Origin of the sequence: Marinomonas colpomeniae, from assembly GCF_014803385.1 — a bacterium.
Taxonomy (GTDB): Bacteria; Pseudomonadota; Gammaproteobacteria; order Pseudomonadales; family Marinomonadaceae; genus Marinomonas; species Marinomonas colpomeniae.
Genome location: NZ_JACYFC010000001.1, coordinates 480,749 through 506,321, shown reverse-complemented (window position 1 = coordinate 506,321; position 25,573 = coordinate 480,749). Strand labels below are relative to the sequence as shown.

At 40.7% G+C, this 25,573-nt stretch carries 24 protein-coding genes; 7 read left to right on the top strand and 17 right to left on the bottom strand.

Translation table 11 applies throughout. The features are described from left to right. Nucleotides 1-150 precede the first annotated feature (150 nt). The 4 genes from IF202_RS02460 to IF202_RS02445 are packed head-to-tail and all read right to left on the bottom strand — an operon-like array spanning nucleotide 151 to nucleotide 2,896. Nucleotides 151-1,086, bottom strand: coding sequence for an N-acetylmuramoyl-L-alanine amidase-like domain-containing protein (locus IF202_RS02460; RefSeq protein WP_191593280.1), 936 nt, complete (start codon nucleotides 1,084-1,086; stop codon nucleotides 151-153). A 38-nt stretch (nucleotides 1,087-1,124) separates the two neighbouring features. Then, nucleotides 1,125-1,469, bottom strand: a complete 345-nt coding sequence (locus tag IF202_RS02455; RefSeq protein ID WP_191593279.1) for a thioredoxin family protein — start codon at nucleotides 1,467-1,469, stop codon at nucleotides 1,125-1,127. Between the two features lie 2 nt (nucleotides 1,470-1,471). Next, nucleotides 1,472-1,759 carry a YkgJ family cysteine cluster protein gene (locus IF202_RS02450; protein WP_191593278.1) on the bottom strand — a complete coding sequence of 96 codons (288 nt, stop codon included), beginning with the start codon at nucleotides 1,757-1,759 and terminating at the stop codon, nucleotides 1,472-1,474. 39 nt (nucleotides 1,760-1,798) lie between these two features. After that, on the bottom strand, nucleotides 1,799-2,896 hold the full coding sequence (locus IF202_RS02445) for an amidohydrolase family protein (RefSeq protein WP_191593277.1): 1,098 nt from the start codon (nucleotides 2,894-2,896) through the stop codon (nucleotides 1,799-1,801). A gap of 173 nt (nucleotides 2,897-3,069) precedes the next feature. On the opposite strand from IF202_RS02445, the gene zntR reads away from it, so the two are divergent. Next, on the top strand, nucleotides 3,070-3,516 hold the full coding sequence (zntR, locus tag IF202_RS02440; RefSeq protein WP_191593276.1) for a Zn(2+)-responsive transcriptional regulator: 447 nt from the start codon (nucleotides 3,070-3,072) through the stop codon (nucleotides 3,514-3,516). Nucleotide 3,517: 1 nt separating this feature from the next. Further along, a complete protein-coding gene (locus IF202_RS02435) occupies nucleotides 3,518-4,636 on the top strand; it encodes an SO_0444 family Cu/Zn efflux transporter (RefSeq protein WP_191593275.1) in 1,119 nt (372 codons plus the stop codon). Between the two features lie 52 nt (nucleotides 4,637-4,688). Here IF202_RS02435 and IF202_RS02430 read toward each other — a convergent pair whose 3' ends face one another. From IF202_RS02430 to IF202_RS02420, 3 genes are all read right to left on the bottom strand, one after another. Beyond that, nucleotides 4,689-4,844 (bottom strand): hypothetical protein, encoded by a 156-nt coding sequence (locus tag IF202_RS02430; RefSeq protein WP_191593274.1) that lies wholly within the window; start codon nucleotides 4,842-4,844, stop codon nucleotides 4,689-4,691. A gap of 217 nt (nucleotides 4,845-5,061) precedes the next feature. Beyond that, the gene (locus tag IF202_RS02425; protein ID WP_191593273.1) at nucleotides 5,062-6,468 is read right to left on the bottom strand and encodes an esterase-like activity of phytase family protein; all 1,407 of its coding nucleotides are present in this window, start codon (nucleotides 6,466-6,468) and stop codon (nucleotides 5,062-5,064) included. A 193-nt stretch (nucleotides 6,469-6,661) separates the two neighbouring features. Continuing rightward, nucleotides 6,662-8,410: a diguanylate cyclase domain-containing protein gene (locus IF202_RS02420; RefSeq protein ID WP_191593272.1), complete on the bottom strand. Its 1,749-nt coding sequence runs from the start codon at nucleotides 8,408-8,410 to the stop codon at nucleotides 6,662-6,664. 411 nt (nucleotides 8,411-8,821) lie between these two features. Here IF202_RS02420 and IF202_RS02415 point away from each other — a divergent pair, with 411 nt between their 5' ends. Together IF202_RS02415 and IF202_RS02410 are read left to right on the top strand one after the other, a co-directional pair. After that, nucleotides 8,822-10,003: a murein transglycosylase domain-containing protein gene (locus IF202_RS02415; protein WP_191593271.1), complete on the top strand. Its 1,182-nt coding sequence runs from the start codon at nucleotides 8,822-8,824 to the stop codon at nucleotides 10,001-10,003. 224 nt (nucleotides 10,004-10,227) lie between these two features. After that, a complete protein-coding gene (locus IF202_RS02410) occupies nucleotides 10,228-12,201 on the top strand; it encodes a methyl-accepting chemotaxis protein (RefSeq protein WP_191593270.1) in 1,974 nt (657 codons plus the stop codon). 107 nt (nucleotides 12,202-12,308) lie between these two features. Here the strand turns inward: IF202_RS02410 and IF202_RS02405 are convergent, their stop codons facing one another. From IF202_RS02405 to IF202_RS02365, 9 genes are all read right to left on the bottom strand, one after another. Next, on the bottom strand, nucleotides 12,309-13,067 hold the full coding sequence (locus tag IF202_RS02405) for a cobalt-precorrin 5A hydrolase (protein ID WP_191593269.1): 759 nt from the start codon (nucleotides 13,065-13,067) through the stop codon (nucleotides 12,309-12,311). Further along, nucleotides 13,064-13,819, bottom strand: a complete 756-nt coding sequence (gene cobI / locus IF202_RS02400) for a precorrin-2 C(20)-methyltransferase (protein WP_191593268.1) — start codon at nucleotides 13,817-13,819, stop codon at nucleotides 13,064-13,066. Before cobI ends, IF202_RS02405 begins: the two co-directional genes overlap by 4 nt. Next, nucleotides 13,816-15,156, bottom strand: a complete 1,341-nt coding sequence (cbiE, locus tag IF202_RS02395; RefSeq protein WP_191593267.1) for a precorrin-6y C5,15-methyltransferase (decarboxylating) subunit CbiE — start codon at nucleotides 15,154-15,156, stop codon at nucleotides 13,816-13,818. Before cbiE ends, cobI begins: the two co-directional genes overlap by 4 nt. Continuing rightward, complete coding sequence (locus IF202_RS02390) at nucleotides 15,156-15,836, bottom strand: precorrin-8X methylmutase (protein WP_191593266.1); 681 nt, start codon at nucleotides 15,834-15,836, stop codon at nucleotides 15,156-15,158. Before IF202_RS02390 ends, cbiE begins: the two co-directional genes overlap by 1 nt. Further along, complete coding sequence (locus IF202_RS02385) at nucleotides 15,833-16,639, bottom strand: precorrin-6A/cobalt-precorrin-6A reductase (RefSeq protein WP_191593265.1); 807 nt, start codon at nucleotides 16,637-16,639, stop codon at nucleotides 15,833-15,835. Before IF202_RS02385 ends, IF202_RS02390 begins: the two co-directional genes overlap by 4 nt. Then, nucleotides 16,636-17,778 carry a cobalt-precorrin-5B (C(1))-methyltransferase gene (locus IF202_RS02380; protein WP_191593264.1) on the bottom strand — a complete coding sequence of 381 codons (1,143 nt, stop codon included), beginning with the start codon at nucleotides 17,776-17,778 and terminating at the stop codon, nucleotides 16,636-16,638. The genes IF202_RS02385 and IF202_RS02380 overlap by 4 nt, the downstream gene beginning before the upstream one ends. A 2-nt stretch (nucleotides 17,779-17,780) precedes the next feature. Continuing rightward, nucleotides 17,781-19,175, bottom strand: coding sequence for a cobyrinate a,c-diamide synthase (locus IF202_RS02375; protein WP_191593263.1), 1,395 nt, complete (start codon nucleotides 19,173-19,175; stop codon nucleotides 17,781-17,783). After that, entirely contained in the window at nucleotides 19,172-20,947 is a 1,776-nt protein-coding gene (locus IF202_RS02370) for an ATP-binding protein (protein ID WP_191593262.1), read from the bottom strand. Before IF202_RS02370 ends, IF202_RS02375 begins: the two co-directional genes overlap by 4 nt. Before the next feature lie 151 nt (nucleotides 20,948-21,098). Next, on the bottom strand, nucleotides 21,099-21,701 hold the full coding sequence (locus IF202_RS02365) for a YitT family protein (RefSeq protein WP_191593261.1): 603 nt from the start codon (nucleotides 21,699-21,701) through the stop codon (nucleotides 21,099-21,101). Between the two features lie 309 nt (nucleotides 21,702-22,010). On the opposite strand from IF202_RS02365, the gene IF202_RS02360 reads away from it, so the two are divergent. Continuing rightward, on the top strand, nucleotides 22,011-22,889 hold the full coding sequence (locus IF202_RS02360; protein ID WP_191593260.1) for a LysR substrate-binding domain-containing protein: 879 nt from the start codon (nucleotides 22,011-22,013) through the stop codon (nucleotides 22,887-22,889). A 113-nt stretch (nucleotides 22,890-23,002) separates the two neighbouring features. Then, nucleotides 23,003-23,953 (top strand): LysR family transcriptional regulator, encoded by a 951-nt coding sequence (locus IF202_RS02355; RefSeq protein WP_191593259.1) that lies wholly within the window; start codon nucleotides 23,003-23,005, stop codon nucleotides 23,951-23,953. A gap of 73 nt (nucleotides 23,954-24,026) precedes the next feature. Here the strand turns inward: IF202_RS02355 and grxD are convergent, their stop codons facing one another. After that, the gene (gene grxD / locus IF202_RS02350) at nucleotides 24,027-24,356 is read right to left on the bottom strand and encodes a Grx4 family monothiol glutaredoxin (protein WP_191593258.1); all 330 of its coding nucleotides are present in this window, start codon (nucleotides 24,354-24,356) and stop codon (nucleotides 24,027-24,029) included. Nucleotides 24,357-24,600: 244 nt separating this feature from the next. On the opposite strand from grxD, the gene argF reads away from it, so the two are divergent. Further along, the gene (argF, locus tag IF202_RS02345; protein ID WP_191593257.1) at nucleotides 24,601-25,506 is read left to right on the top strand and encodes an ornithine carbamoyltransferase; all 906 of its coding nucleotides are present in this window, start codon (nucleotides 24,601-24,603) and stop codon (nucleotides 25,504-25,506) included. The last annotated feature ends 67 nt before the right edge of the window (nucleotides 25,507-25,573 follow it).

Here is a 25,573-nt window from a genome sequence, read left to right as displayed (position 1 = left end):
AAACGAAAGGAAATGCGCTGAAAGTCTCTATTCAAAAGCAATACAGACTGTTCCAAGGCAAAAATATAGGCGCATTATAGAAGGAAGTTAAGACAACACAATGGTTATTTTTTATGCTTTAAAGAATAGTGAAAAAACGTCAATATACTATTAAGGCTTTAGCGCTTGAACGTTAAATCCTTTTAAAGACGACGTGTTTGTGTAGCGAGAAAAGTACTCTATAAAGCTTTCATCAATAACTTTTTTGTACACTACACTTGCATGACGAAGAAATAATTCTCCGTCTTTACGTATAGCAATACCTTGGTGAGATACATTCATATTGGTACCAATCCATTTTTTTAATGACCAATCAGGTCGAACCATATTAATCACATTGCCAGAAGAAATACGATCCAACAAAGCTTGGTTAATAATCTTTCCATCGAGATACAAAGCGGTCAAAGGAACATAATTTAATGTAGCAAGTTCGGGCACAAACGCATCACCTTCCGAATGCAATCGAGTCAATAAAGCGTCACAATCATCATTACCTTTTTTACATGCAACAACCTTATTATTAATCCTTTTATACCATGCTGATTTATCGATCGTCGCCGATGCAACTTTCACCAAATCACCAGCCACAAACGCCGTCATATCGTCCAGCTTGTCTTGATTGTTTGGAACCCAATCTAAACTAGGAAAATGGTTACGAGTCACAAAAGATACATCGCTATTTTTGTAACGTAATGCCATTAATTTAGGCATGAAATCATAAACAGAATCTGACATAGCGCCAGCCAATACTGTTTCAATATAAGTTGTACAGTCGAATTCATCAAAACGAGTCAAAGGCTCTTTGTCATATTTCCCCTGCGGACCTTCACCTAAACTCCCTCCAGCGTAAGGAGCCCCTAACAAGGTCGCACTTAAGGCTGAAATTCTGTTCTCTAATGATGGCTGGCTGGCGCTTAAAGTTTGATAAAAAGATGCCTGCGAAAAGGATGGAGTGTTGCCCTCGGCTAATTCGCTCGCCGCCATAATAGGTGAGAAAAAAAAGTAAGAAAGACTAATACTAAACAAGACCTTTATCTTTGAATTCATGCATTCTTACCTTTAAAAAAACATTTTAGATAAACATATTAATAAACTAGTAAAGAACGTACTTCATCTACTGAAGTAATACGGATAGCACGCTCAACTTCTTGCCCATTTACTAAAACAATTAAGGTTGGCCAAAGTTTTACACCAAACTGTCGGCCCAGTCGCTTCCCTTTACCATCAAATATTTTGATATGAGCCAGTTCAGCATGGTCTTTCATTGCCTCTTTAATTGAAGAATGTGCAGCCTGACAATGACCACACCAGGGCGCACCAAATTCCAACAACACCACACCAGATAATGTCTGAATATCATCAACACTTGGCTCGCTTTGTGAATAGTCTGCGTTAAAACCTATCGTCATGGCGATTATGGGTGTTTTCATTCTTAAGCCTTCTCGAATTCATCTTGGCATTCATAAGAACCCATTTCAAATTCACGACAAATCCAAGGGCGATTCTCGTAAATAGTACAAAAGTACGTTTCTCTATCAACGGCTGAGCACCAACCATCATCCAATCTAAGCATGGTTTCACCACCCCATTCATCTACTTGAATATGCTCTTCTGGCACGCCAGTGTCAGTGATGATCATTACTTCCATACGACAACAAGACGCTTGGCAATTAGAACATGCTACTTCTGGTTCTAATATATTATTTAATTTAATATTCATACGTCACAGGATACCACTTAGACGAACACAAAAACGGCTTTATTCGTTTGATGAACAAATTGCAGGCGCTTGATAATCTAGATTTAATAATTTGAAATAGTTCTCACCCAAGACAATATTACGAAAGGCATTATCATCAAGGTATTTATGTATACGACCAGTAATATTCAGCTCGTCTTGATAAACCTTGTAGGTATTATTTCGGAACGCTACGAAGTCAGAACCGGGCAAAATACGCGTCGAATATTGATTCAAAAAGGCAACATATTTAGCTTGGTTATTAGACTGACTAAAATAATAATCGTCTAAAATTCGCCATGAAATATCCAACATCAAATTAGAGTGAGCATCCAACAGTCGTGACAAAATGGCGATATGATCAGAAGCCTTCATCTTAGTTTGTTCTCGTGACATCCCCAAATGAGCCCATACAATTTTATTATCTGGATAACGTGCTAACGCCCGCTCCATTAAAGGCAAATATAAAGTTGGTGACTTATCATTACCTATATCGGAATGAATAGTAATTGGGTAATTTCTTGCCCGAAGCTCTGCCATAAAATCATTCCATTGCTCGATGTTCTGATAACTAGCAGCAACATGGTGATTATTAAACTGTGCCTGCTTAACCAAATTCACTTCTCCCATCCAATGAAACAAACCTGGGTATCTTTTTTCATAAAGTTTCATCAGCTCGATCGTCGGTTTCGGATTCGATAAATCAGCAAAAGTCATCGATAAGGTAAGGTGAAGATTATCAGGCGCAGATGTCACCATATTTTCGGCATTCACAAAATCATTTCGTGTTGTTGGTAAAACCGGAATACCTGGGCATTTTAAGTAATTAGAGCAAGACGAATTAACAGGCAGCATTTGGCCAATACCGTAAACATTAACAAAGCGCACGCTGGTTTTAGACAAATAGGCATTCATCTCATCAAAAGGAATCGCCTTACCGTTAAAAGGTCGATAGTGTAAATGCGTATCAACGACTGCAGTGAAAGGTTCAATCTCTCGATTGTAGCAAGCTGATTCTCCTCGGAAAGAATCAAGAGTTCGATTGGTAATGCCGTCTTCGGAGGAAATACACCCCGACAATAAAACAACAGACAATATAAAATAAGTACAACGCAGCATCAAAAAACACCCTAGAAAATCACACAATAAAAATAATAAATCGATGAAACTATTACAAAACATCCCTTTCAAGCTGTAAACCTATTTTAACATAATAGAAACCTTGACCTGTGACCTACCTCCAAGGTTTATACTGAACCTAATTTCAAAGGTCACGATCAAAAGGCAACAGTATGTATAGAATAGGTGAACTAGCAAAAGCATGTCATATCAACAACGACACCCTACGCTTTTATGAGAAAAATGGTCTCCTTTGCCCTTCTAGTCGAACTGAATCTGGCTACCGTCTTTATACAGAAGGCGACAGAGAAATCCTGCAATTTATTCTGCGAGCAAAAGACGTCGGGTTCACTCTAGCCGAGATTAAAGAACTGCTTTCCATTGAAATAAATAAGGCTGATAAAGCCTGTGCCGATGTAAAAATACTAGTCGATATAAAGTTAAATGCTGTCGAGAAAAAACTTGCCGAACTAAGCCGCTTTCATACGTCCCTTAAACGCCTCTCCGATGCTTGCTGCGGTAGTTCAATAAGTGCTGAACATTGCACCATTTTAGAAGCACTCGAATCAGATACCGACGATGTTCGCCATGAACGCCACCATAAACAAGGAGGAAAATAATATGAACTTTTTAGTACACTTATATGAGCTTTTTCTAGATTCCGCGCCTTGGCTTTTACTTGGTCTAGTCATCGCAGGCATATTAAAGGTCTTTATTCCTATGACATGGATGAACAAGCAATTAGGCGGTCACGGTATAAAAACCACCGTCAAAGCGGCATTAATTGGTGCGCCACTTCCGCTCTGCTCTTGCGGCGTTATTCCTGCAGCCATCGGATTGCGTCGGGCGGGTGCATCAAAAGCCGCCACAACTTCTTTTTTGGTCTCAACACCTGAGACAGGAATAGATTCAATATCTGTGTCATATGTGCTGTTAGGTCCTTTCATGACCATAGTGAGACCTATCGCCGCCATATTCAGTGCGATTGTCGCTGGAGTATTAGTTGGTAAAGATGAAGACCGTGAAGAAAAAAGAGAAAAAGACGAGGAAGAGAAATATCTACAAACATCAAACTGCTGCTCATCTAAAAAAGAGCTAATATCTAAGCCATCTTGCTGTGAGAAAAATAAAAATAGAGACGAAAATTTAGAAAAAAATATCGATAAAAATAAAGAAACATTAACCAAAATACGCCAAGGATTAAAATATTCAGCCACAAATTTAATTGACGATATAGCACTTTGGTTATTAGTTGGATTGAGCTTCGCTGCGTTAGTACAAGCTTACTTACCAGATAGTTTCTTAGCTCAATGGGGGAATGGCATTTTAGCCATGTTGGTGATGGTACTAATTTCTATCCCGATGTATATATGTGCAACGGCTTCCACACCAATCGCTGCAGGACTATTGCTCGCTGGTGTTTCGCCTGGTGTAGTATTGGTGTTTATGCTGGCAGGGCCAGCAACCAACATAGCAACTCTTGGTGTTGTTGGTAAGGAGTTAGGCAAAAGAGCCTTATTAAGCTATTTAACCGGTGTCATTGGCGTCGCATTATTAAGTGGTTATCTGGTCGATTGGAGTGTAATGCGGTTTAACATTAGTGTGGTGCCACAAATCGGCCCAGAGCATCCGTTATTACCAAGTTGGTTAACCTTATCTAGTGCAGCAATATTAGCGTTACTCATGCTTATTTCTGTATTTAAGTCCCTTCTTAGCTTTAGAAAAAGAATCATCAATTAAGAAAAAACCCTTTACGCATAAATCGTAAAGGGTTTTTCACTTCAGTTTTAATCTATGATTTTTTTCTCTTATTGCCTTTTGTTGGCACCTTGCAGATCCTATCTCCATAGTAATTATCTTGATAATTACAGCGCTCTTGCTTAGGCGCTTTGTTTGTATCGATTGCTTCAGCAATGTGATTGTTCATAACAGCCATAAAATTGCCCATATTTTCATTCCTATCGGTTTTGTTTATCTGTTGATTGCAATATTTGTATATTAATAAAATTAATCTAATTATATAAATCGATAGTTTAAATAGGTCCAATAAGATAAATCTATTAATTCATACTCCTTCTTCAGATCATGATGAATAAGAAAAATCAGAACAAAAAAAGAGCGCTTTAAAAAGCGCTCTTTTTTATGTTTATTACTGCAGTAAAAGACTATTGCCCCATCAGATCCGCCTCAATAATATACAGTTGGTTTGAATCAACTGTATTAGCATCAAGGTATTTCTGCTCAAGTTTGCCTTTGGTCGACCAAGTTGCAAAATCATCATCGTTCAAAACACCTAAATGATGTTCATCAATGATCCACAGGCCTTCCATTTTATCGTGTGGGTAAGCGACCTCTTTTACCATATCGATAACTAAGGTTTTGTTAACAGGTTGAATGCCTTTTTTAGCTAGAGCATCCCAACCGTTTTTCACAACGTATTGCTCCAACGTCAAACCCTCGATCATCAAGCCATGGCTTTCATCACGAGTAACCGACTGAGTCTCAGCTATATCCGACAATCGAGTACCTGTCGTCAAATCGATTCTGTACACTTGCTTTTGTGCATTCGGATTGGCTTTTTTAGGTCCACCAAACAAGAAGCTACCATCACGTTCAATCACTAAAAACTTATTAGTCGTTAATGTTGAAATTTCAGAGTTAGCATTTTCAGCCTTCTCTTGACGATATAAGTATTGCTCAGTTTCACCATTGATTACATTCACAGTAACAATACGAGTAATATCGCTTTTTTGTGCTGCTTTATTCGGATTTGCCATAGTAGACTGCATGATGCCAACCAAGGTAGTTTCATCAGGTGTCATTGCTAAGCCTTCCATTCCACGGTTAGCACGACGATGCTGAAACACGGCAGGTAGATTGAACTCAGTTCGGCCGTCTTCTTTAAACGCGTTAATTCGACCAATTTCTACGCCATTCTTATCAAAATGAACCATGTGTGGACCATATTCATCACTCACCCAAAACGTACCGTCTTTTAAGGCGACTAAACCTTCGCCATCCAAACCGTAATCATCCAGTTTAATTGGATTAGAATCCTTATTGTAAGGCTTGCTGTCATCTACCAATACAGGTTTACCGTTTGCATGATACGGTGTTTCGCCTGTACCGCCCAAAGCGGAGGTATTGGGTAAACCTGAAATAAGGCTTCCACTTGGACGTTTTAAGAAAATACTTTTTACTAGATTAATTTCACCATTTGACGCTACTTCAAACAAACCAATACGAGGTACATAAGAGGCCACAGGGAAGCTTTTTCCTTTACCATACTCTCCAGTATGATTAGCATTCGGCCCACGATCCGTTAAAGCATAAAACTGATTACTTATGCTTGGATGACCTGTCATTGCAGAACCAAATCCACCGTTTCGAATTTCAAATGCTTGGTTAGTTTTCCCATCGATCAAGTCTCCACGTAAAACCGAATAAGGCAATTCACTGCCCTGCTGCGGAAATCTGTCTACGAAATTAGAAGTACTTGTTGAGGTTGTATTTGCACAGCCAGATAAAATACCAACTGAAACCAAACTGACTAACCAAAGTTTATTCATCATTTATCGTCCCTTAAATTGAGTGTCTTTTTTATACAGTTAAAAAATCTGCATATAAGACTAAAGGTGACTTATGACGATTTAATGAAATTGCCTATTCATAATAGATAATAAGAAATAAAAAAACCTAACATTGGCACGATCCAATGTTAGGTTTTAATGAAAAATCAAGATGAGAAAGTAACGCTATTGTAAATTAAGAAATATCCTCCTCAGCCTTCATTTCAGCCTTCATTTCAGCCTTATCAAGATACATTTTTTTATCTGCTAAAACCAATAATTGCTCAGTATTAACTCCATCTTCAGGATAATAAGCAACTCCAATTGCACTACTCAAGGTCAGTTCTGATGAATTTAATGGTTCAAAAGATTCAGAAAAGGTTTTTTTCATTTTTAAAAGAATAGGTTCTAAATCATTACTGTTATGAACATCTTTGAGTGCCACAACAAACTCATCTCCTGCAAACCTTGCGACCAAATCATTCTGACCAATATTCTTCTGTAACCTTGATGCAAACTCTTTCAACGCCTGATCACCTACTTCGTGACCAAACATATCATTAATACTTTTGAAGTTATTAATATCAAAAAACAACACAACAAATGGTGTAATTGTATCCGCCGTAACACATTGCTCAACGGTCACCTTTATAGTCGTTTTTAACTGTTGTTCAAAGGCATATCGATTAGGTAAGCCCGTCAAATAATCTGTATGTAGTCGTTGCTGCATGGCAGAAAAATTCTTAGCAAGGTCTCCTATTTCATCTTCCCGTTGGATATTGACAGGTTTTTCAATATGACCACTTCCCACCTTGCTTACCGCATTAGATAGAAGTTTCAAATCCCTGGTAACCCATTGCAGAATACTAAATCCTATAATGATCACAATTGTCGTTGCAAAAACCCCTAGCAATAATGTCTGGAATACATTTTGCTTTATGCCGCCCATAAAATCTTCACTAGGCATAGCAACCACATTGATCCACTTTAATCCGGCATTATCTTCATATTTATTATAAGCAACATGAATCTCTCTATCCTGATTATCCGTAAAAATAAAAGTCTCAGGCTCAAAATCATCCATTTTTTCAGAAAGGTAAGGAACCAACTGGGTGTAGATATCTGAAAGCAACGGATCAGTACTTTTATCTGCCGTCACCCTTATGTTAAGTCCATTTTCATCTTGTTGAATATTAGAGCTGCTGGATGAAGCGATTAACATCCCATCAGGCTCGATGATAAAAGCTATTCCGTTTTCAGAAATATTCAGATTACTAACAAAATCGTTTAGTGACTTCAAAGACATGTCTGTCGCGACAACACCTTCAAATTCGTGATTTATCCCATGAACCTGTCTCGCTCTTGTTGCAACAAGATTATGAGTCCTAAAATCAATATAAACAGAGGTCCAAATATCATCAGGATTTTTCCAACCTGCCTGAAACCATGGTCTCACTCTAGGATCAAAATTTTTCTCTTCTATAGATGAGAGTTTAGGTTCTCCATTAATGCCATCGATTTGATAAAAAGATCGATGTTCGTCTGGCGTAAATTTGACTCTCAGCTCTCCAGAGTCAACCGAATGTCGATAAAGGCCGATAGCCTGACCAGCTTTATTTCCATAATAAACATAGTTGTTAGGATCAAGGTACAAAGAAGAGGCAGTCCATAGTCGAGTACGAACGATATCAAGGTTATCTTTAATATCCTCTTCGGCAAGCATTCCTGCTGGAAAGGCGGCTTCAAGTGTCGCGACTGAACCAACAACATGTCTGTCTATTGCCTGACTAAGTCGACTTACTGTTTCTTCTAAAAGATGATTTGATACAGTCTGAACAGCTCTATGCCCTGTTTTATAAGAAAGCAATCCAATAGCGAGAGCCAAAAAGACAATAAGCGCGATATAAGGAAAGATGAGAACAGCTCTGAGCGAAAGTTTAGTCATTTTGAACTTTGTACTCGAAAATAATTATGAAGAAAAACAGTGATGGTTACCCATGTAATGTAAACATCAAAAATACGCAAGAAACATGCATAATAGAATAACGTTTTAATGCCTGTTGTTCAATATATTGAACATATCTAGCATTGTAAGTAGAAGAAAACGCGTTTTATATACCTAGCTTTAAAGCAGAAAAATAGCGCAGTAAAATCATAGATTTTCACAAGCGCCTTTTTTGTTCTGATATAATTTAGGTATGCGCTAAGGAAAGCTAAAATCTAACTGTATTTAAAGTTGTTCACTTTTACAGTCTAAATTTATTCAGCATAAACTTCTAAAGCTAACAATAAAGTGTTTAACGACAATACATCCACACCTACCTGAATGTCGTTTATTGATACGAGTACTCATTAAATGCTAAAAAACACAATGAAAAAAGCGGCCATCATACCGATCAGTTTTCTATTACTCACATTAAGCGGTTGCCAATCCTTCTTCTCATTCGATTCCATTGATTCTGTAGAGCAATTGTCGGAACAAATAAAAAATGCAAATAGTAGCTCCGACCTAAAAGCTATTGCTCAACAAGCCAAGATAACTAAAAGCTTAATTGATAATGATATAAAAGCGATTAAAGTCTTATACGAGAACCTAGATCAAAACGTAAATAAAAAATGGGGTGACAACAACAGTACACTCCCAGATAAAAAGCGGTATGTGAAATACACTAACAACTACCAAGCTAGAACGGTTGTAGATTTTGATAATGGCTCTGTACTAGTTGAAACGCTAGCAACAAACGACCCTTTATCTGCACTAAAAGATGCCATAACCACAACACTACTGACTACCGCTGACCCAACAAAAACAGATATCTTTTCCAGTACAGCACCGAATACTGAAGGTGTTCCTTTTTTATACCCACAAGTCATTGATCAAGATGGAAAAGTCGTTCAATACGCTTGGCGTGCAGGACGCTTTGCTGAATATTTAGTGAGCAACAAGCTGCAAAAATCTCAAGAGAACGGCAAAATAATTTATTCCGTTAACTTCAACCTAGTAGAACAACACGAACATCTTCGCCAAGAAAAATACAGTGACTATGTAATTGCTGCCGCAAATCGCTACAACCTAGAACCAGCATTAATCTACGGTATTATTGAAACCGAAAGCGCATTTAACCCTTACGCTGTTAGCCCAGCCAATGCCTATGGTCTAATGCAAGTGGTTCCCTCTACCGCAGGCAAAGATGTTTATAACCTAATTAAGAAAAGATCGGACGAGCCAACTAAAGCAACGCTTTTTCAACCTGAAAGCAACATAGATATAGGCAGTGCGTATCTTTATATTTTGCAAACGCGATACCTAGTAAAAGTCACCAACAAGGTCAGCCAAGAATATTCCATGATCTCCGCTTACAATGGTGGAACAGGGAATGTATTGAAAACCTTTGATGCAGATAGAACTGTCGCAATGGAAAAACTGAACCAAAATTCCTCAAGCAGTGTTTATCAAAAATTGAGATACGACCACCCTCGTTCTGAATCTCAGTATTATTTAGAAAAAGTAACTAAAGCCAAAAAGAACTATGAGTAGTCACTAAGCATGAGCTAGAAGGACATTATATCTCTGATATGATGTCAGAAAAGCGACCTTAAAAAGACAGATAGGATAGATATTGAGCACTCGATCAATATCATAAATGCCCTCCCAGATAGTTACCCATGCTACAAAAGTACGACAAAATGAAATCTATCAGTTATTGTTGTATTCTAATTAGTCATACAAATAAAAATACGAATAAAAATCACGGGGTCACTATGTCATTATCGGTTATTCAAAGAATTCTATGCGGTTTCAGTGTCTTATTATTATTACTCTTCCTGATCGCCGCGTCTGGCTTTTGGGGAGTAAGTAAAATAGAAAGCAGACTGAATATCGTTACTGGAAAAGTCGCAGATATCACTTCTACCAGCCACGAACTTAAAGACGACTTGAGTTTAGCCAACGCTGCAGTTTTACAATACTTACTAAGTAAATCTCCCGATTCATTAGAGGGATTATCTCAACGCTTTCAGTCTTACAAACAAGGGTATATTGATGTTTCTGACGTATTAGAAAGCCAGCTTGAAAAAGTCGATATAATGAATGACGCTTTACGCAACATCAATAAAGAAGCAGACAGCTTTTTCACTTATACCGATATGGCCTTCTCTAACTATAAAAAAATGTTAGATCTACAACTCCTAGTTGCTGACGAAAAAGGCTACCTTAAAAATTCACTCATTTTTGCATCTGAAGATTTAGCGCTATTAGAAGAGGGGGCAGACTTTGCAACTGGATCTTCAGCATCGTACATACGAAATAGCATACAAAACATACAAACATCAGTTGTTGACTATTTTGAATCCCAAAATTTGAAAGGTATGCAAGCCTTACGTGACAGTATGTCTGCCACTTTTGAAGGGGTGAAAGAGAAACAAGCTCTCCTTACAGATGAGAATATAGACAGTTTGATAGAAGAATTAGAAACCGCCATTTTGTCTGATGATGGCGTTATTACTAAACATTATGAAAGTATTGTTTTAGAGCAAGAGTCTGAAATTCTAGCCAAAAACTTGTCAGCAAGTATGGACAAAATAAACGCAGAAGTGGAACAACTACTGTCTGAAACGAAACTCATGGGTGAAAGCGCAAAATCAGAAGCAAGTACTGCGGCATCGCTATCCATTTTCATTATTACGATTGTATTGATTGTCTCTATTGTGATTGCTGTCCTTGTTGCCTTATGGGTGAGCCGAAGCATTAAAAACCCTCTGAAAGAAGTCATGGATGTATTAGGCAAAATTTCAAATGGTGACTTCACTAAACGAAGTAAAGTAAATACCCAAGACGAATTTGGTGAACTATCACGTTGGGTGAATGAGTTGGTGTCAAAACTTCAAGCCGTAATGAAAGACATTGATCTCTCTTCTAACAAAGTAGCTAATTCTGCAGACAGTAATGTACGCCTAGCAGGTGACTCTAAACGCTTGATGAGTGCACAAAACCAGCGTACAACAGAAGTCGCCTCTTCAATGAATGAGATGACGACAACCGTAGAGCAAGTTGCCAAAAGCTCCGAAATCATCCTTCATCAAATCCAATCTGTTGACCAAGGCGCCACCAAAAGTCGAGCTCAGATGGATGCAAATATTCAAAAAAATGAACATCTACTCGCCAAAATTGAAGAATCTACCTTGGTTGTTAATCAACTAGATGAATATTCAAAAGACATCGGCAACATCTTAGATGTTATTCAACAAATAGCAGAACAAACGAATTTATTAGCATTGAATGCTGCTATTGAAGCCGCTCGTGCAGGTGAGCAAGGCCGAGGGTTTGCCGTGGTCGCCGACGAAGTTCGCACACTGGCCACTCGGACTCAAAGCTCAACAGAAGATATTCAACGAGTTATCGTTCAGTTACAGCAAGGTGTCACAAAAACTGTTGGCAGCATGAGCGAAAGCCATACCAGTGCGAATGCAAGTGTAGAAGAAGCACGCCTAGTCGGCGCGTCTTTAACCGAGCTGCAGCACAACATGACGGAGATTCGAGACTTGAGTACTCAAATCGCCACCGCTGCAGAAGAACAATCTGCAGTTGCGCAAGAGATCAGACAAAACATTCAAGACATATCTGAAATGTCTGAGCAAGCAGCAACAGGGTCGGATCAGAGCGAAAAAGACAGTGAAGGCTTATCGCAACTGGCTTCTCATCAAAAGCAGCTACTTAGCCAATTTAAGATCGTTTAATAATTTCTAAGAATAAAACCTAGCAAAAAAAGACAGTACTAATTAAAAAAGAAGCTCCATACAGGTGCTTCTTTTTTAAACACGATTAATCGTTAACACAGTACCTTTCAAGAACTGAACCCTCTCGCAATCGCAATTGTCGCTTTAGCATTCTTAATTTTATTCAGTGTGAGCTCAGGTTCTGATCCTGTTTCATTTTGTGCAGCAAGCAAGGCCGCAGATTCTGCGACGCCATAGACGCCAACCGTTTTGAAGACGTAGTCAGACTTTGTACTGAGTAGTGATTCCATTGGTGCGAGCTCTTGGGCGCTGTAAGTATTGAAGTCCCAGTGGTATTTTTGAGCCAGTGCAATCAAGTTGGTTTCGTCGGCTTTGATGTCGATGCTGTTTAAAGAATGAATATCGCTTGGCGTTAAGCCTTTTTGCTTAAGAGCTTCCCACATCAGGCTTTCAAGAAACTCTAACGGACAATTCCGTTCGCAGCCCATTCCCAAAGTATAAATAGGATTCAGGTAAGGTTTCGCGGTAGTCATAACAAGCTGCGCACCAAGCTGGTTTGCCACTTGTGCGCCCCATTCATTTGCACCGCCTTCGTGACCCGATAAAAGCGGAATCACAAACTTACCTTCTTCGTCTAAAACTAACACTGGCGGGTCTTGAAACTTATCTTGAATAACCGGCGCTAGGGTTCGAATGACGATGCCAGTGGCGCAGATAAATACTAACCAATCTCCTTGCTGAAAAGCACGCTGTACCAATACGGCAAAAGGTTTAGGTTTATAATCTAAGCTAGCGTTAGGCCAACTCATTACTAAGCGCTCACCTAGTTTTTTACCTGCGGGAGTTAGCGCAATAATGCGTATCAACGTGTACCTCGCTCGCTTTTCGTCACAACAAACAGAGAAAAATACGGGCCTGCTTTGTCCTCTAAGGTCGACACATCTTGAACAATACGTTCATTATCTCGACCTATATATTCAAGATACTTAGCATCTTGCATACGATTAGTTTTACGTAAAGCCATTAGAATACGAGGACGCGCGCGCCCTGCTTTCATAATCACCACGCTGTCATGATGCTCTAACGCTGTATCAATTTGCGCAGCAGAATGGCGGCCGCTGACGACAGCGAAAGATTCTTTTAATACTGTTAACGGATGATTCAACGCGGACGATGCTGCATTAATAGAAGAGATACCTGGAACCACTTGGCATTTGAATTCCTCTTCTAAACGTTCTAATAAATATGCAAAAGAGCCAAAAAATAACGGATCACCTTCACATAAAAACACCACATCTTTACCTTGGCGTAACTCATCAGCAATGGATTTTGCACCTTGATCATAAGCTTCGTTTGCCAAGGATCGATCCGTCGACATAGGCATTACAATCGCTATTTCACGTTGTTCATGTGTTATGCCAGCAAAGGCTTCACTAGCAATCGTTTTCGCTTGTGAACCACCTTCAGCGTTCGCCAAATAACTCACCACACTTGCGCTCTGAATCATTCTTAAAGCTTTTAACGTAATAAGTTCTGGATCACCAGGACCAACACCCACGCCAATGAATCGGCCGTGTGGGGCTATACCTTCTAAGACTATGTTTTCTGCCACGCTCATGATGCGTTGTCCTTAGTCTGTGAATTCAATGCTGTTTTAGTAAAATGAAAAAGTGTCACTGGAAGGCTAGGTCGATACAAACGCTGGCCTGCAAGACGCTCGCCTTTTGATATTGAAATTTGAAAACTTTGCTCTTCCACACCCTGTGCGGCTTCTCGCTGTTGAGCGAATTGAATGATTTGGTATTTAGTGTCTTCTGTTACGGCACTAACCATCAAACTTCCATTAATAGGCAACAGGTCCCAAATCTTAACCATCAAAGCTGACAACTCACCATCACTGCCGCCGATAAAAACTTTGTCAGGCACACCGCCTTGCGATAGTAAATCCACCAGCACATCTGGCGCTCTACCAGCCACAATAGACAAATTTTGTACGACGCCAAAACGCTCTTGATTTGCTGTTAAGCAAGCTAGACGTTCAGGATGATGTTCGATAGCAAGAATACGGCTATGTGGATGCCAATAGGCCAATTCAACGCTCACGCCGCCGCAACCAGCGCCAATGTCCCAAACCGTATCTCCGTTATTTATGTTCATATAAGACAAAATAGCCAAGCGCACTTCTCGCTTAGTAATCATACCTTTACCATTGCCTTTGTCAGTGACAAAAGAAACATCTGGAATGCCCGGTGCCTTCGGGTAAAAACTGTGTTGATGGCTAGCTTTCACGACAATGACATTAAGCGGATCGAAAGCTAATTCGCTATTTGTTAACTCATCAGCGGTAAAACAGCGCACTTTTTCTTGCTCATAACCTAGGGCCTCACAAACCACAATGTCACTTTTATCTAACCCAGAAAGTACACATTCTTGCGCTACTTTCTGTGGCTGACTGTGTTGATCTGTGAGCAACACTAAGGTCTGATTAGCTTGTAAATAGCGACGTAAACTCATTAAAGGGCGACCGTGAAGACTTACCACTTGAACATCTTGTAAAGACAAACCAAGACGATGGCAAGCTACTTGAATGCTAGAAACATTAGGGTAAAAACAAAGTTGTTCCGCAGAAAAGGTTCGTACTAACCAAGCCCCAATACCGTAATACAAGGGATCACCAGAAGCTAGCACCACCACTTGCTTGGCACCTTGCTTTTCCCAAGTCGAAAAATCACTTTCAAGCTGTTTGAGCTTAGGTAAGTCGCAAGACTTTCCGTTATTGGAATAAATCGAAATAGTCTTATGCTGACGAGGTGAGCCCAGAACAATGTCATTTTCAGTCAAACTAGCTAAAGCAGCTAGAGCAGGCGTATCAAGATTAGATTCTTCGTTTACACCCAGTCCAATCACATGAATTTTTAACATCGCTATATTTTTCACTGTCGTCGTTTTTAGCATTAATAGTACTCGCCTAAATTACAACGCAATAAGGCATTACAACTGGCAGATGTAACGGCGCTACCGCCCATTCGCCCTAATAAAGTAATGCACTCTATATTGAGTTTTTCATGCGCTTTCCATAAGGCGTCTTTTGATTCTGCCGCGCCAACGAAGCCCACCGGCATACCGATAATTAAAGCGGGCTTTGGCGCTCCTTGCTCTATCATTTCCAATAAGCGAAACAAAGCCGTTGGCGCATTACCAATAAGTACCACGCTGCCAGCTAAGCTGCTTTGCCATAAACTCAACGCTGCCATGGATCGAGTTTCGCTCTGTTCTTTCGCTAATTCTGATGTACGTGGATCATTCAAAAAACACAAAGGCTCACGCTCTATCATGCGCTTAGTAACACCCTGTTTCACCATTTCCACATCACACAGAATAGCGCAGTTTCTTGCCAAGGCCTCGCGCCCTGCTTGAGTTGCTTTAGCACTAAATCGAACCTGCTCTGCTACATCAGGTAAGCCAAGGCTATGAACAACACGCATCACTACTTGTTGTTGATCTTGGCTCAAATTCGACAAATCGGTGAGTTCGCGAATTTGGCGAAAACTGTCTTGCTCAATCGCCTGAGGCCTTTTTTCAAAAGAAGGCTTCTCAGCATTATGAGAATTATTTGATGAAGTATCTTGAGTCACTGTTGGCTGTCTTTTTGTTGGTGGTTTTTTAAGGTCGGTTTGAAGGTTGCTAAAAATGCATCTAAACAATCTTGTATGTCGCTAAACTCTTTATCCGCATCAGGTAATTCTGGTCGGCCATGTAACAATACGGGAATCGCCATTTCTCTTGCTGCCTCCAATTTAGAATAGGTAGCAGAACCGCCGCTGTTTTTACTAACGATCACATCAATACCTTGTTCTATGAGTAATTGGCGTTCGTCTTCTAATACAAAAGGACCGATGGCTTTTACCCATGTTACTTTTTTAAATACTTGTGAAAGCTCAAACTTAGGTGCAACCGCTGTTCGCCAAACAACACGTTCTATATTCGGCAAATTTACAATCAGCTCAAGGAGCGCTTCGCTCATTTGACCTGCACTTAATAACGGCACACGATAGTTGGCAAGTTCTGTCAGTAATTCATTATCGGTTTGATATGTTAACCAATTATCGCCTGATTCTTGTTGCCAAGCAGGCCGATGAAAACGCCAGCATGGAATACCAACGTCTTTACTTGCTTGCACGGCTTTTGTGCTCATGGTTTGCGCGTAAGGGTGTGTCACATCAAGAATGGCATCAATGCCATTCTCACTTAAATACTGGGTCAATCCGCCAAATTGAGTAAAGCCGCCAACTACAAGTTCACAATCTACTTTTGGCACACGAACTAAACCCGCCAAGCTGTAAACCACCCTCACATTATTCTGAAAAGAACCCGCTTGATGAAGAGCATCCGCTAAACGTCGTGCATCAGCGGTTCCGCCTAACAAGAGCACTTTCATAAATCGTTACCTTTTGGTTTACTTAGTACTTTATCAAGCGCTTTACCGACAAATGACCCTTTACGATCAATCGCCCAAACTTCTAGTTCAATATGATTTGGAATGTACTGTCTGGCAAAATTTAAAGCTTGTTGGCAAACTGCATCCGCCAATTCAATATTCTGCTGCTGAGCAAATGATAAGGCTTCAACACTGGTATTAGCATTGGTCATTTCATCTTGTAATTCATCATTCGCGCCTAACAAGCCAGCGAGTTTCGCCAACGCATTTAGATCAATACTGGATGCTCGACTGTTTAAATCCATATTACCTTGAGACAATTTACTGATTTTCCCAAAGCCACCACAAATACTAAGTTTCATCAGTTTAGGCGAATCGGTTTGCCCTACTTTTTTAACGTGCTTCAAAACGGCACCAACAAAGTCACCCATTTCAATCAATGCAATATCGTCTAATTCATAATGTTTTTTTATTGCATCTTCGCTGCTATTGCCTGTCGTTGCGGCAATGTGTGTGATGCCATTAGCACGTGCTACATCGATACCTTGATGTATCGAAGCTATGTAAGCCGCACAAGAAAACGGACGAACTATGCCAGTCGTTCCTAGAATCGATAAACCGCCTAGAATACCCAAACGAGGGTTCATGGTTTTTAGCGCAATCTGTTCGCCGTTTATTACACCAACAGATACCTCAAAACCGCCGTAGTAATCGTACGTTTTCGCGAACCCTTCTAAATGTTCTGTCATCATTTTACGTGGTACAGGGTTAATAGCAGGCTCACCAACATCAAGCAACAACCCAGTTCGAGTAACCACACCAACGCCTTGTGCCGCATGAAAGCGAACCCCTTTTTCTGACGTTAATCGCAACTCGACAAATAAAGTCGCGCCGTGGGTTGCATCAGGGTCATCACCTGCGTCCTTTATGGTCGCGGTTCTAATTCCATTTAGAATTATGCTGTATTCGATAATGGGTAAATCGACTACCTTGCCTTTCGGTAAAGTAACGCTAACAGTGTCATCTTGTTTCTGAGTAAAAAGTACTTGAGCCGCCGCCACGCAACAAGCCGTTGCGCAGGTTCCGGTAGTTAGCCCTGACCGTAATGGTGCCGGTGATTCAGTACTTTCTGGCCACATGGCTATTTACTCGAACTCAAATGAGTGACATTTCCGTCTAAAGAAGAGTTGTTTTTGCCTAAAAAAAGCTTGGCAGTGGCTTCTAAGTTAGATGGAAAGAACAAATGCAGGTAGCTCGCAGTTAAGCCTTTCTGTTGATAGATAGCCTCGCCAGGAGCGGGGTGACGCTGACGGCGGCCATGTCCAACAGGCTCAGGGGTATTCGCACTCCGTGAACGATGATGAGCGTGACCGCGAATTTCTCCTTGAGGAATTACTACCGTTTGCATACCTTGGCAACCACGTTTACCACGCATTGTGCCCTGACCTTCTAAAATACCTAACATGGGATAACAAGCGTCATTCAAATCGGTTAAATCTCCCAAGCTGTAAAGCATACCGCCACACTCAGCCAGAATAGCTTTACCTGTTTGGTAGAAAGCTTGAATCGCTTCTCGCATTGGCAAGTTGTCTGACAGCGCTTTTGCGTGTAGTTCGGGATAACCACCTGGAAGCCAAAGTGCATCAGCAAATGGCAAAACGGTGTCTTTTAAGGGTGAGAAAAATACAACCTTTGCTCCCATTTTTGTTAATGCTTTAATATTGGCATCGTAGATAAAACTAAACGCCGCATCTTGAGCAATGGCAATCGTTTTGCCTTTTAAAAGTGACGCCGTCGCTTTTTCTTCGACGTTTATAACAGAAGACTCAACTGGATAAAAAGGAACTGCGTCAGGCAAACTCAATAAACCTTTGTCCTTTGTTTCTTTTAACCATTCAACGGCGGCTTCAAAGCGTACTTCAAGTTCATCTTTTACTTCATTCGCTTGTACCAGACCTAAGTGACGTTCTGGCAAGGTAATACCTTCATCACGTTTTAGCGTGGCAAGTAAAGGTAGGCTTTCAGGCAACGCATCACGAATCAATTCTGCATGTCGCTCACTGCCACAACGGTTTGCAATCAGGCCTGAAACCGTTACATCCTCTCGAAAGTTCGCTAATCCTGTCGCCAATGCGGCAGCAGTCTGCGCCATACCTTTTACGTCCATGACAATCGCCATTGGGATGCCAAAGCGTGCGGCTAAATCGGCGCTGGATGGATCACCATCAAACATGCCCATTGCCCCTTCAACTAAGATTAAATCAGCGTCTTGTGCGGCTTGATAAAGCTTGTCTTGGCAATAGTCTTCACCTGCCATCCAAATATCTAACTGTTCAACGGGCTGTTTAGATGCTTGAGCAAGAATTTGAGGGTCAAGGTAGTCTGGGCCCGTTTTAAATACTCGAACGACTTTACCTTGATTGGTGAAGTAACGCGCTAAGGCAGCCGTTATGGTTGTTTTTCCTTGATTTGACGCTGGAGCCGTCAAAAATAAAGCGGGGCAGCTAACAGGACTATAAGCAGCAGAAGTAGTCATAAAGCAGTCTCTAAAATAGAATTCAATAATACGTATTGAGCCCCTAAATCTTGGGCAATACTCTGGCCTCGGCCACGTTTAACTTGTGAATTTTCTGTGTCAATCAATACCGTATTACCTTGTAGAGAAAGGCCCGACACATCGGCTTGCGTGCGGCCATCGGTCAATATGTAAGTTTGGCTGTATAAACCATGATTCACTTGATGTTGTTGCATCAAATATTGACCTGCGTTTTCAATCGCAATTCGAAAAGGTGTTCCACCACCCGCACCTAGATTTCCTAATAGCTGCGCAATTTCTTTCGGAGCACGAACTCTAGGTAGAATAGACGAGACTCCATCTTGCCCAAAACCCAAAATAGCGATTTGTTCACGAGCTAAATACGCACGATGAGCAATGTCTAAAATCACGCCTTTGGCTTTCACGAAAACGCCTTGGCTAAGTGTCGATGCCGACGTATCTAGCAACACCAAATGCAATGCCGCTTGACCTGTCTTTTCCATTTTGTGAGTGAGTTCTTTCGGCGGCCACTCTTGTGGCTGACGTGTGATACTTCGAAACCAGTCTATGCCGTTTCCAGTTTGATTAGCATCAGGTCGATAGCCATCCCGGTGCTTACCTTTAGACTTTCCCGGCGCCACCTCGCTGATTCCCTCAGCTGATGACGCTGGGGGGCTATTTTGGTTTATCTTACTTTGGATAGATATTTCTATTGGTGCGCTGTTGGGTTGAGTTTGCGGTGTCATGCTTCCCCAATCGCCATCACTACTTTGCTTTTTTCCACTTTCTGACGGAGTGTTATTGTCAGGTTTAGTATCTGGCTGATTGTGATTATCTTGATTTGGTTCTTGGGGACGACGCGAAGGCAGCTGTTCAGGTTGCTGTGAGTTAGCAGATGGCGCTTGTCGACGATGTGCTAATACAAGCTCTGCAACCGCATTGATATCTTCTAATGTTACGTGTTCAACACCTCGCCAAGCAGCATGCGCCATTGCAGCACGAACCCAAACAATATCACCTCGCACACCGTCAACATTGGCTTGTTGACAATGTCTCGCGACCTCCATTCTTAGTTCATCAGAACAACGCACCTTGCTCAACCCTTGACGAGCTAATCGAATACTATTTTTTAGATTACGTTGTTTATACTTGAAGGCATCACAAAAGGATTTTGAATCTTGATCGAATTCGTCTCTAAGTCTTACTATTTGTACGCGTTCCTCAAGGCTGTATTGATTACCTAATTCGACCATTAGGCCAAAACGATCTTGTAACTGCGGACGCAACTCCCCTTCATCTGGGTTCATGGTACCAATCAATAAAAAACGAGACTCATGTTCGTGGCTAATGCCATCACGCTCAATACGGTTAACACCACTAGCAGCTACGTCTAATAGCTTATCGACAAGGTGATCAGAGAGTAAATTCACTTCATCTACATACAATACGCCACCATGAGCTTTATCCAATAAACCGGGCTTAAACGCGACACTCTTGTCTTGTAATACTTGTTCTAGATCCAACGCGCCAATTAGACGGTCTTCACTCGCGCCAAGAGGTAGTGTCGCAAAAGGAGCCAGTTTTTCATTGTCTAGCGCTGGCATAACACCAGATAAGCCACGAGCCAAAGTAGATTTAGCAGACCCTCGCGGGCCACTAATAAGAACACCGCCAATATGTGGATTAATTGCACATAGAATTAGTGCTAATTTAAGCGTGTCTTGCCCAGCTACCGCAGTAAAAGGAAAGTTGTTATGGGCGAGACGAGTCATGAAACTACCTGTGTCATATGTTAAGGTCAAAAAGGGAAAACGAGCCTTCTATTGTAGGCGTTCTCCCTATGTTTTGTCTTGTTTGACCTTATCCTTGCCCCATTACAGTGTCAAACGCAAAGGACTCAGGTAATGTTGAATAAAACCAATATTAGCGCTTTATTTCTATAACAGGTATTTGCGCCCATTTTGGTGGACGGTGATAACGCCCAACCACCGAGCTTAAAAGTAAGAAGGCAAATAACGAATACATCAAACTACTCAGCTCAAGAAACACGACGGCAGCAATTAGCACACAAATATCCGCAATCAATGTGGTTTTGCTCGCATGAATATCAAACCGACGCTCTAAATAAACCGCTAGAATGTTTACCCCCCCCAAAGAGGAGTTATGACGAAATAAGATAATCAACCCAAAGCCAACTAACAAACCGCCTAGCGTGGCGGCTAAAATAGGGTTAATAGACAAGGACACATAATGATTCATCAACTCAGATAATGCAGATAACAAACTGATACTGAAAAAAGTACGGAAGGTAAAATCTCGACCTAGCGTGTACCAAGCCAATATATAAAAGGGAATATTTAATAGAAAAAATAACTGTCCGAAAGACAAGTCTGTGACTCTGAGGAGTATCATACCAACACCCGCAGTTCCACTAATAAGTAGTCCAGCAGAGTTCAAGATATGTAACCCTAAAGCAACGAGCAAGCAGCCCTCAACAATAGAAAGCCAACGATGGGTAGTTTTCATAATAAGTCCTTAACAAGAGCTGTTTTAACTTTTGGTTAATAACAGAGGTTGTATCATTCGCTTCTTGTGGAAGCCGATGTGCGAACAGTATAGTACAAATTGCACTAGTATGTCGTACGAACAGATAGCACCTTATACGGTGTTTCTCGATAAATTTAAAGCATTTTTCGTACCAGAAGAACCAAAAACTAACTCATAATGTTTTTTCTTATTCTATTTTCTTAGATTTCGTTTTTGTCTTCCGTTATTTTTGGTTTCAGCGAGCATTAACGCTACTCCTAAAAACAAAAACGGCGCTACAATGAACAAATGAGAATTACACTTAGACAATTACAAATCTTCGAAGCTGTTGTGCATACGGGTTCGGTTACTGCTGCCGCAGAAATGGTTTCTATTAGCCAACCAGCAGCCAGCCAAGCCTTACGAGAATTGGAAGCCTTACTTGGGCGGCCACTTTTTCGCCGTCATGGTAAGCGCTTACAAATAACACCCCAAGCCAGAAACCTTTTGCCCCAAGCTCGTGCAGTTCTGAGTCAGATTGAACAAATAGAGAGCATGGGGAATGAAAACGAGTTAAGTGGATCTTTACACTTAGCCGCTAGCGTTAGTGTGGGCAACTATTTACTGCCAAAACAAATGTCTACTTTTAAACGCCAGCATCCTAATATTCGCTTTAATTTAGACATAGGTAATACACAAAGTGTTATCCAACAATTATTGACAGGTAAAGCTGAAGTCGGCTTCATTGAAGGTTATTGCCAGCACGCAGAGCTGATGACTCAAGTGTGGCTAAAAGATGAACTTGTCGTGTTTGGCTCCACTGAAGAAGAGCGTCCAGAAGACTTATCTTGGGAAGACTTGCAACAAGCCAACTGGGTAATGCGTGAAGCTGGCTCTGGCACTCGTAATATTTTAGAGCAAGCAACCGCAGCACGAATACCTCAACTTAACGTGGCTCTTTCACTTGCTCATATGGAAGCGGTTAAGCAGGCTGTGATTCATCAAATGGGCTTAGGTTGTTTGTCTAGAATGGCAATATCTCAAGAACTTAGTTCAGGCTTGATCCGACTTTATAAAACGCCCCTTGAGCTAAATCGAAATTTGTTGATTGTAACCCCTAAAAACACAGCTTTAACACAAAACGCTCAGCACTTTATCGACTTGTGCCGTGCAGTACCCGTTGGTTAAAAATATCAAACACAGGTACACTTTTTATGCACTATAGAATTGGTAGTGTAAGCGTTATACTTTAAAGAAGGGTAAATACAATTCATTCATAAACAGTGTGAATCTCATCAAACATGAATATAAATAAAATTGACCTTAACCTTCTTATCTATCTCGATGTTTTATTGAGAGAATGTAATGTAACTCGCTCTGCAAACAAACTTAATATTACTCAACCCGCTATGAGTAATGGACTAAAAAGATTACGAGATTTATTAAGCGATCCACTGCTCGTTCGCACCAGCGAAGGCATGAAACCAACAGAAAAAGCTCTTCGTTTACAGCCTATTGTTCGAAAAGTATTACTTGAGTTAGAAGAAGCATTACAACCAGAAGCTGACTTCAACGAAACTACCAGTACTCGTGTTTTCAGAATAATGGCTAGTGACTACGCCACTTCAACTGTCATTCCAAAATTATTGAATCGACTACGTGAGCAGGCCCCAGGCATTACCCTAGATATAATGACCCCAAGCGACGTGACTTTTCATGATGTGGAAGCGGGTAAGATTGATATGGCCATTAATCGCTTTGAAGAACTTCCACAATCCTTTCACCAGAAAAGCGTTTGGTTCGATACATTTGTTTGTGTAATGAGCGCCAAAAACCCAATCAAAAACCATTTCGACATTGATGCTTACCTAAAGGCTCAGCATATTTGGGTCAGCAAAACTGGTTTTGGTATTGGCGTCGGTATGGACCCAAATGATGTACAAAAATTAGGATGGGTAGATGAAGCCCTTCAAGCTCTTGAGCACAAACGCAGTATCCGGGTATTTACACGCAGCTATCATACCGCGATGCATTTGGCGCTTGAACAGGACCTTATTGCTACTTTGCCCAAAAAAGTCGCCATGATAAACAAAAGAGATCCTGATCTTGTTATTTTAGACCCACCATTTAATATTCCCGAAATTGAGCTAAAAATGATTTGGAGTCCATTACTTCATCATGATGCGAGTCATATCTGGTTTAGAAGACAGGTAATTGATGTGGCCAATGAGCTTGCGACTAAAAGTAAATAACAAAAAACGCGTATTACTATTAGGTAATACGCGTTTTTTAAAAGCTAATGCTCTATAAATTAAATTATAAAACTTATTCTTCTGTCGTTCCAACAGCGGCTGTAATTAACGTTTGTAGCTCGCCATTACCCGCCATCTCAACAATAATATCGCAACCACCTACTAACTCGCCTTTGATCCAAAGCTGGGGAAAAGTTGGCCAGTTAGCAAATTTAGGTAGCTCGGCACGAATATCTGGGTTGTCCAAAATATTAACGAAAGCGAAGCGCTCTCCACAGGCCATAAGAGCCTGAACCGCTTGAGAGGAAAAACCACACTGTGGCGCACGAGGATTACCCTTCATATAAAGCAAAATATCGTTGCTATTAATTTGTTCTTTAATTGTTTCGATTGTATTACTCATGTTAAAAAACCTCGTTATTGGATTGCGCCGACTATCGTAAAAAGTGCGTCAACAACGCCACCATAAAACTCACGACTATTAAATTCATTAAACTTGCATCAGTTTATTGGGTCTGGTGGTGCATTTACAACCCCAAAAAGACGCTTTCCTTTGCTCTTTCTATTGTTAATTACCCTTTACTCGCTTACCTGAGTGTATTAAATTGGTCGATTCCCTTTTCAAAAGACAATTAAGGAGCTCTAGCGTGTCGCCAAGACATTTTCTTACTCTGAAAGATCTATCTTCCGATGAGTTAAAACAGTTATTAATACGAGCGTCTGAGCTTAAGAAAATTCATCGAGAAGGCACACTATTTCAACCGTTAACCGGACGTGTTTTAGCGATGATTTTTGAAAAGTCATCGACACGTACTCGCGTTTCTTTTGAAGCGGGCATGGCTCAATTTGGTGGTCACGCACTTTTTCTTTCTTCTCGCGACACTCAACTTGGCCGCGGCGAACCTGTAGAGGATAGCGCTCGCGTTATATCTAGTATGGTTGATGCCGTAATGATCCGAACATTTGATCATGAAACCGTTGAGACTTTCGCTAAATATTCTTCTGTACCTGTGATTAATGCATTAACAGATGATTACCATCCATGCCAATTACTTGCTGACATGCAAACTTTTCAAGAGCATCGCGGCTCTATTGAAGGTAAAAAAGTCGTTTGGGTTGGTGATGGCAATAACATGTGCAACTCCTATATCAATGCAGCTGCACTACTCGATTTTCAACTTGTTGTAGCTTGCCCTGTTGGTTACGAGCCGAACGCAGAGCTCGTTGCAGAACATAAAGATCGTGTTACTGTCTTACACGATGCTCATGAAGCTGCGAAAAATGCCGATTTAATTGTTACCGATGTATTTGCTTCCATGGGACAAGAAGACGAGCAAGATCAACGCGTAAAGGATTTTGATGGATTTCAAGTAAATACAGCATTAATGGCAGAAGCGAATTCCGACGCATTATTTATGCATTGCCTTCCAGCCCACCGTGGCGAGGAAGTCTCTGCTAATGTAATGGATAAAGCAGATTCTGTTGTTTGGGATGAAGCGGAAAACCGTTTACATGCACAAAAAGCATTACTAGAGTTTTTGCTGTGTAATTGATACAACAAGTGATTAGGCCTGTTTTGAGTATTTCTCCAATAGGCCTTTTTTACACTCAAGTCGTTGA

What these genes read in the sequence shown, in the direction of transcription:
- IF202_RS02370 (WP_191593262.1), bottom strand. Translation starts at nt 20,947, where the DNA reads ATGACTCGTCTCGCCCATAACAACTTTCCTTTTACTGCGGTAGCTGGG.
- IF202_RS02430 (WP_191593274.1), bottom strand. Translation starts at nt 4,844, where the DNA reads ATGGGCAATTTTATGGCTGTTATGAACAATCACATTGCTGAAGCAATC.
- IF202_RS02355 (WP_191593259.1), top strand. Translation starts at nt 23,003, where the DNA reads ATGAATATAAATAAAATTGACCTTAACCTTCTTATCTATCTCGATGTT.
- IF202_RS02380 (WP_191593264.1), bottom strand. Translation starts at nt 17,778, where the DNA reads ATGTGGCCAGAAAGTACTGAATCACCGGCACCATTACGGTCAGGGCTA.
- IF202_RS02445 (WP_191593277.1), bottom strand. Translation starts at nt 2,896, where the DNA reads ATGCTGCGTTGTACTTATTTTATATTGTCTGTTGTTTTATTGTCGGGG.
- IF202_RS02415 (WP_191593271.1), top strand. Translation starts at nt 8,822, where the DNA reads ATGCTAAAAAACACAATGAAAAAAGCGGCCATCATACCGATCAGTTTT.
- IF202_RS02360 (WP_191593260.1), top strand. Translation starts at nt 22,011, where the DNA reads ATGAGAATTACACTTAGACAATTACAAATCTTCGAAGCTGTTGTGCAT.
- zntR (WP_191593276.1), top strand. Translation starts at nt 3,070, where the DNA reads ATGTATAGAATAGGTGAACTAGCAAAAGCATGTCATATCAACAACGAC.
- IF202_RS02385 (WP_191593265.1), bottom strand. Translation starts at nt 16,639, where the DNA reads ATGAAAGTGCTCTTGTTAGGCGGAACCGCTGATGCACGACGTTTAGCG.
- cobI (WP_191593268.1), bottom strand. Translation starts at nt 13,819, where the DNA reads ATGAGCGTGGCAGAAAACATAGTCTTAGAAGGTATAGCCCCACACGGC.
- IF202_RS02420 (WP_191593272.1), bottom strand. Translation starts at nt 8,410, where the DNA reads ATGACTAAACTTTCGCTCAGAGCTGTTCTCATCTTTCCTTATATCGCG.
- grxD (WP_191593258.1), bottom strand. Translation starts at nt 24,356, where the DNA reads ATGAGTAATACAATCGAAACAATTAAAGAACAAATTAATAGCAACGAT.
- IF202_RS02450 (WP_191593278.1), bottom strand. Translation starts at nt 1,759, where the DNA reads ATGAATATTAAATTAAATAATATATTAGAACCAGAAGTAGCATGTTCT.
- IF202_RS02365 (WP_191593261.1), bottom strand. Translation starts at nt 21,701, where the DNA reads ATGAAAACTACCCATCGTTGGCTTTCTATTGTTGAGGGCTGCTTGCTC.
- IF202_RS02375 (WP_191593263.1), bottom strand. Translation starts at nt 19,175, where the DNA reads ATGACTACTTCTGCTGCTTATAGTCCTGTTAGCTGCCCCGCTTTATTT.
- IF202_RS02455 (WP_191593279.1), bottom strand. Translation starts at nt 1,469, where the DNA reads ATGAAAACACCCATAATCGCCATGACGATAGGTTTTAACGCAGACTAT.
- IF202_RS02435 (WP_191593275.1), top strand. Translation starts at nt 3,518, where the DNA reads ATGAACTTTTTAGTACACTTATATGAGCTTTTTCTAGATTCCGCGCCT.
- IF202_RS02425 (WP_191593273.1), bottom strand. Translation starts at nt 6,468, where the DNA reads ATGATGAATAAACTTTGGTTAGTCAGTTTGGTTTCAGTTGGTATTTTA.
- cbiE (WP_191593267.1), bottom strand. Translation starts at nt 15,156, where the DNA reads ATGCTAAAAACGACGACAGTGAAAAATATAGCGATGTTAAAAATTCAT.
- IF202_RS02460 (WP_191593280.1), bottom strand. Translation starts at nt 1,086, where the DNA reads ATGAATTCAAAGATAAAGGTCTTGTTTAGTATTAGTCTTTCTTACTTT.
- IF202_RS02410 (WP_191593270.1), top strand. Translation starts at nt 10,228, where the DNA reads ATGTCATTATCGGTTATTCAAAGAATTCTATGCGGTTTCAGTGTCTTA.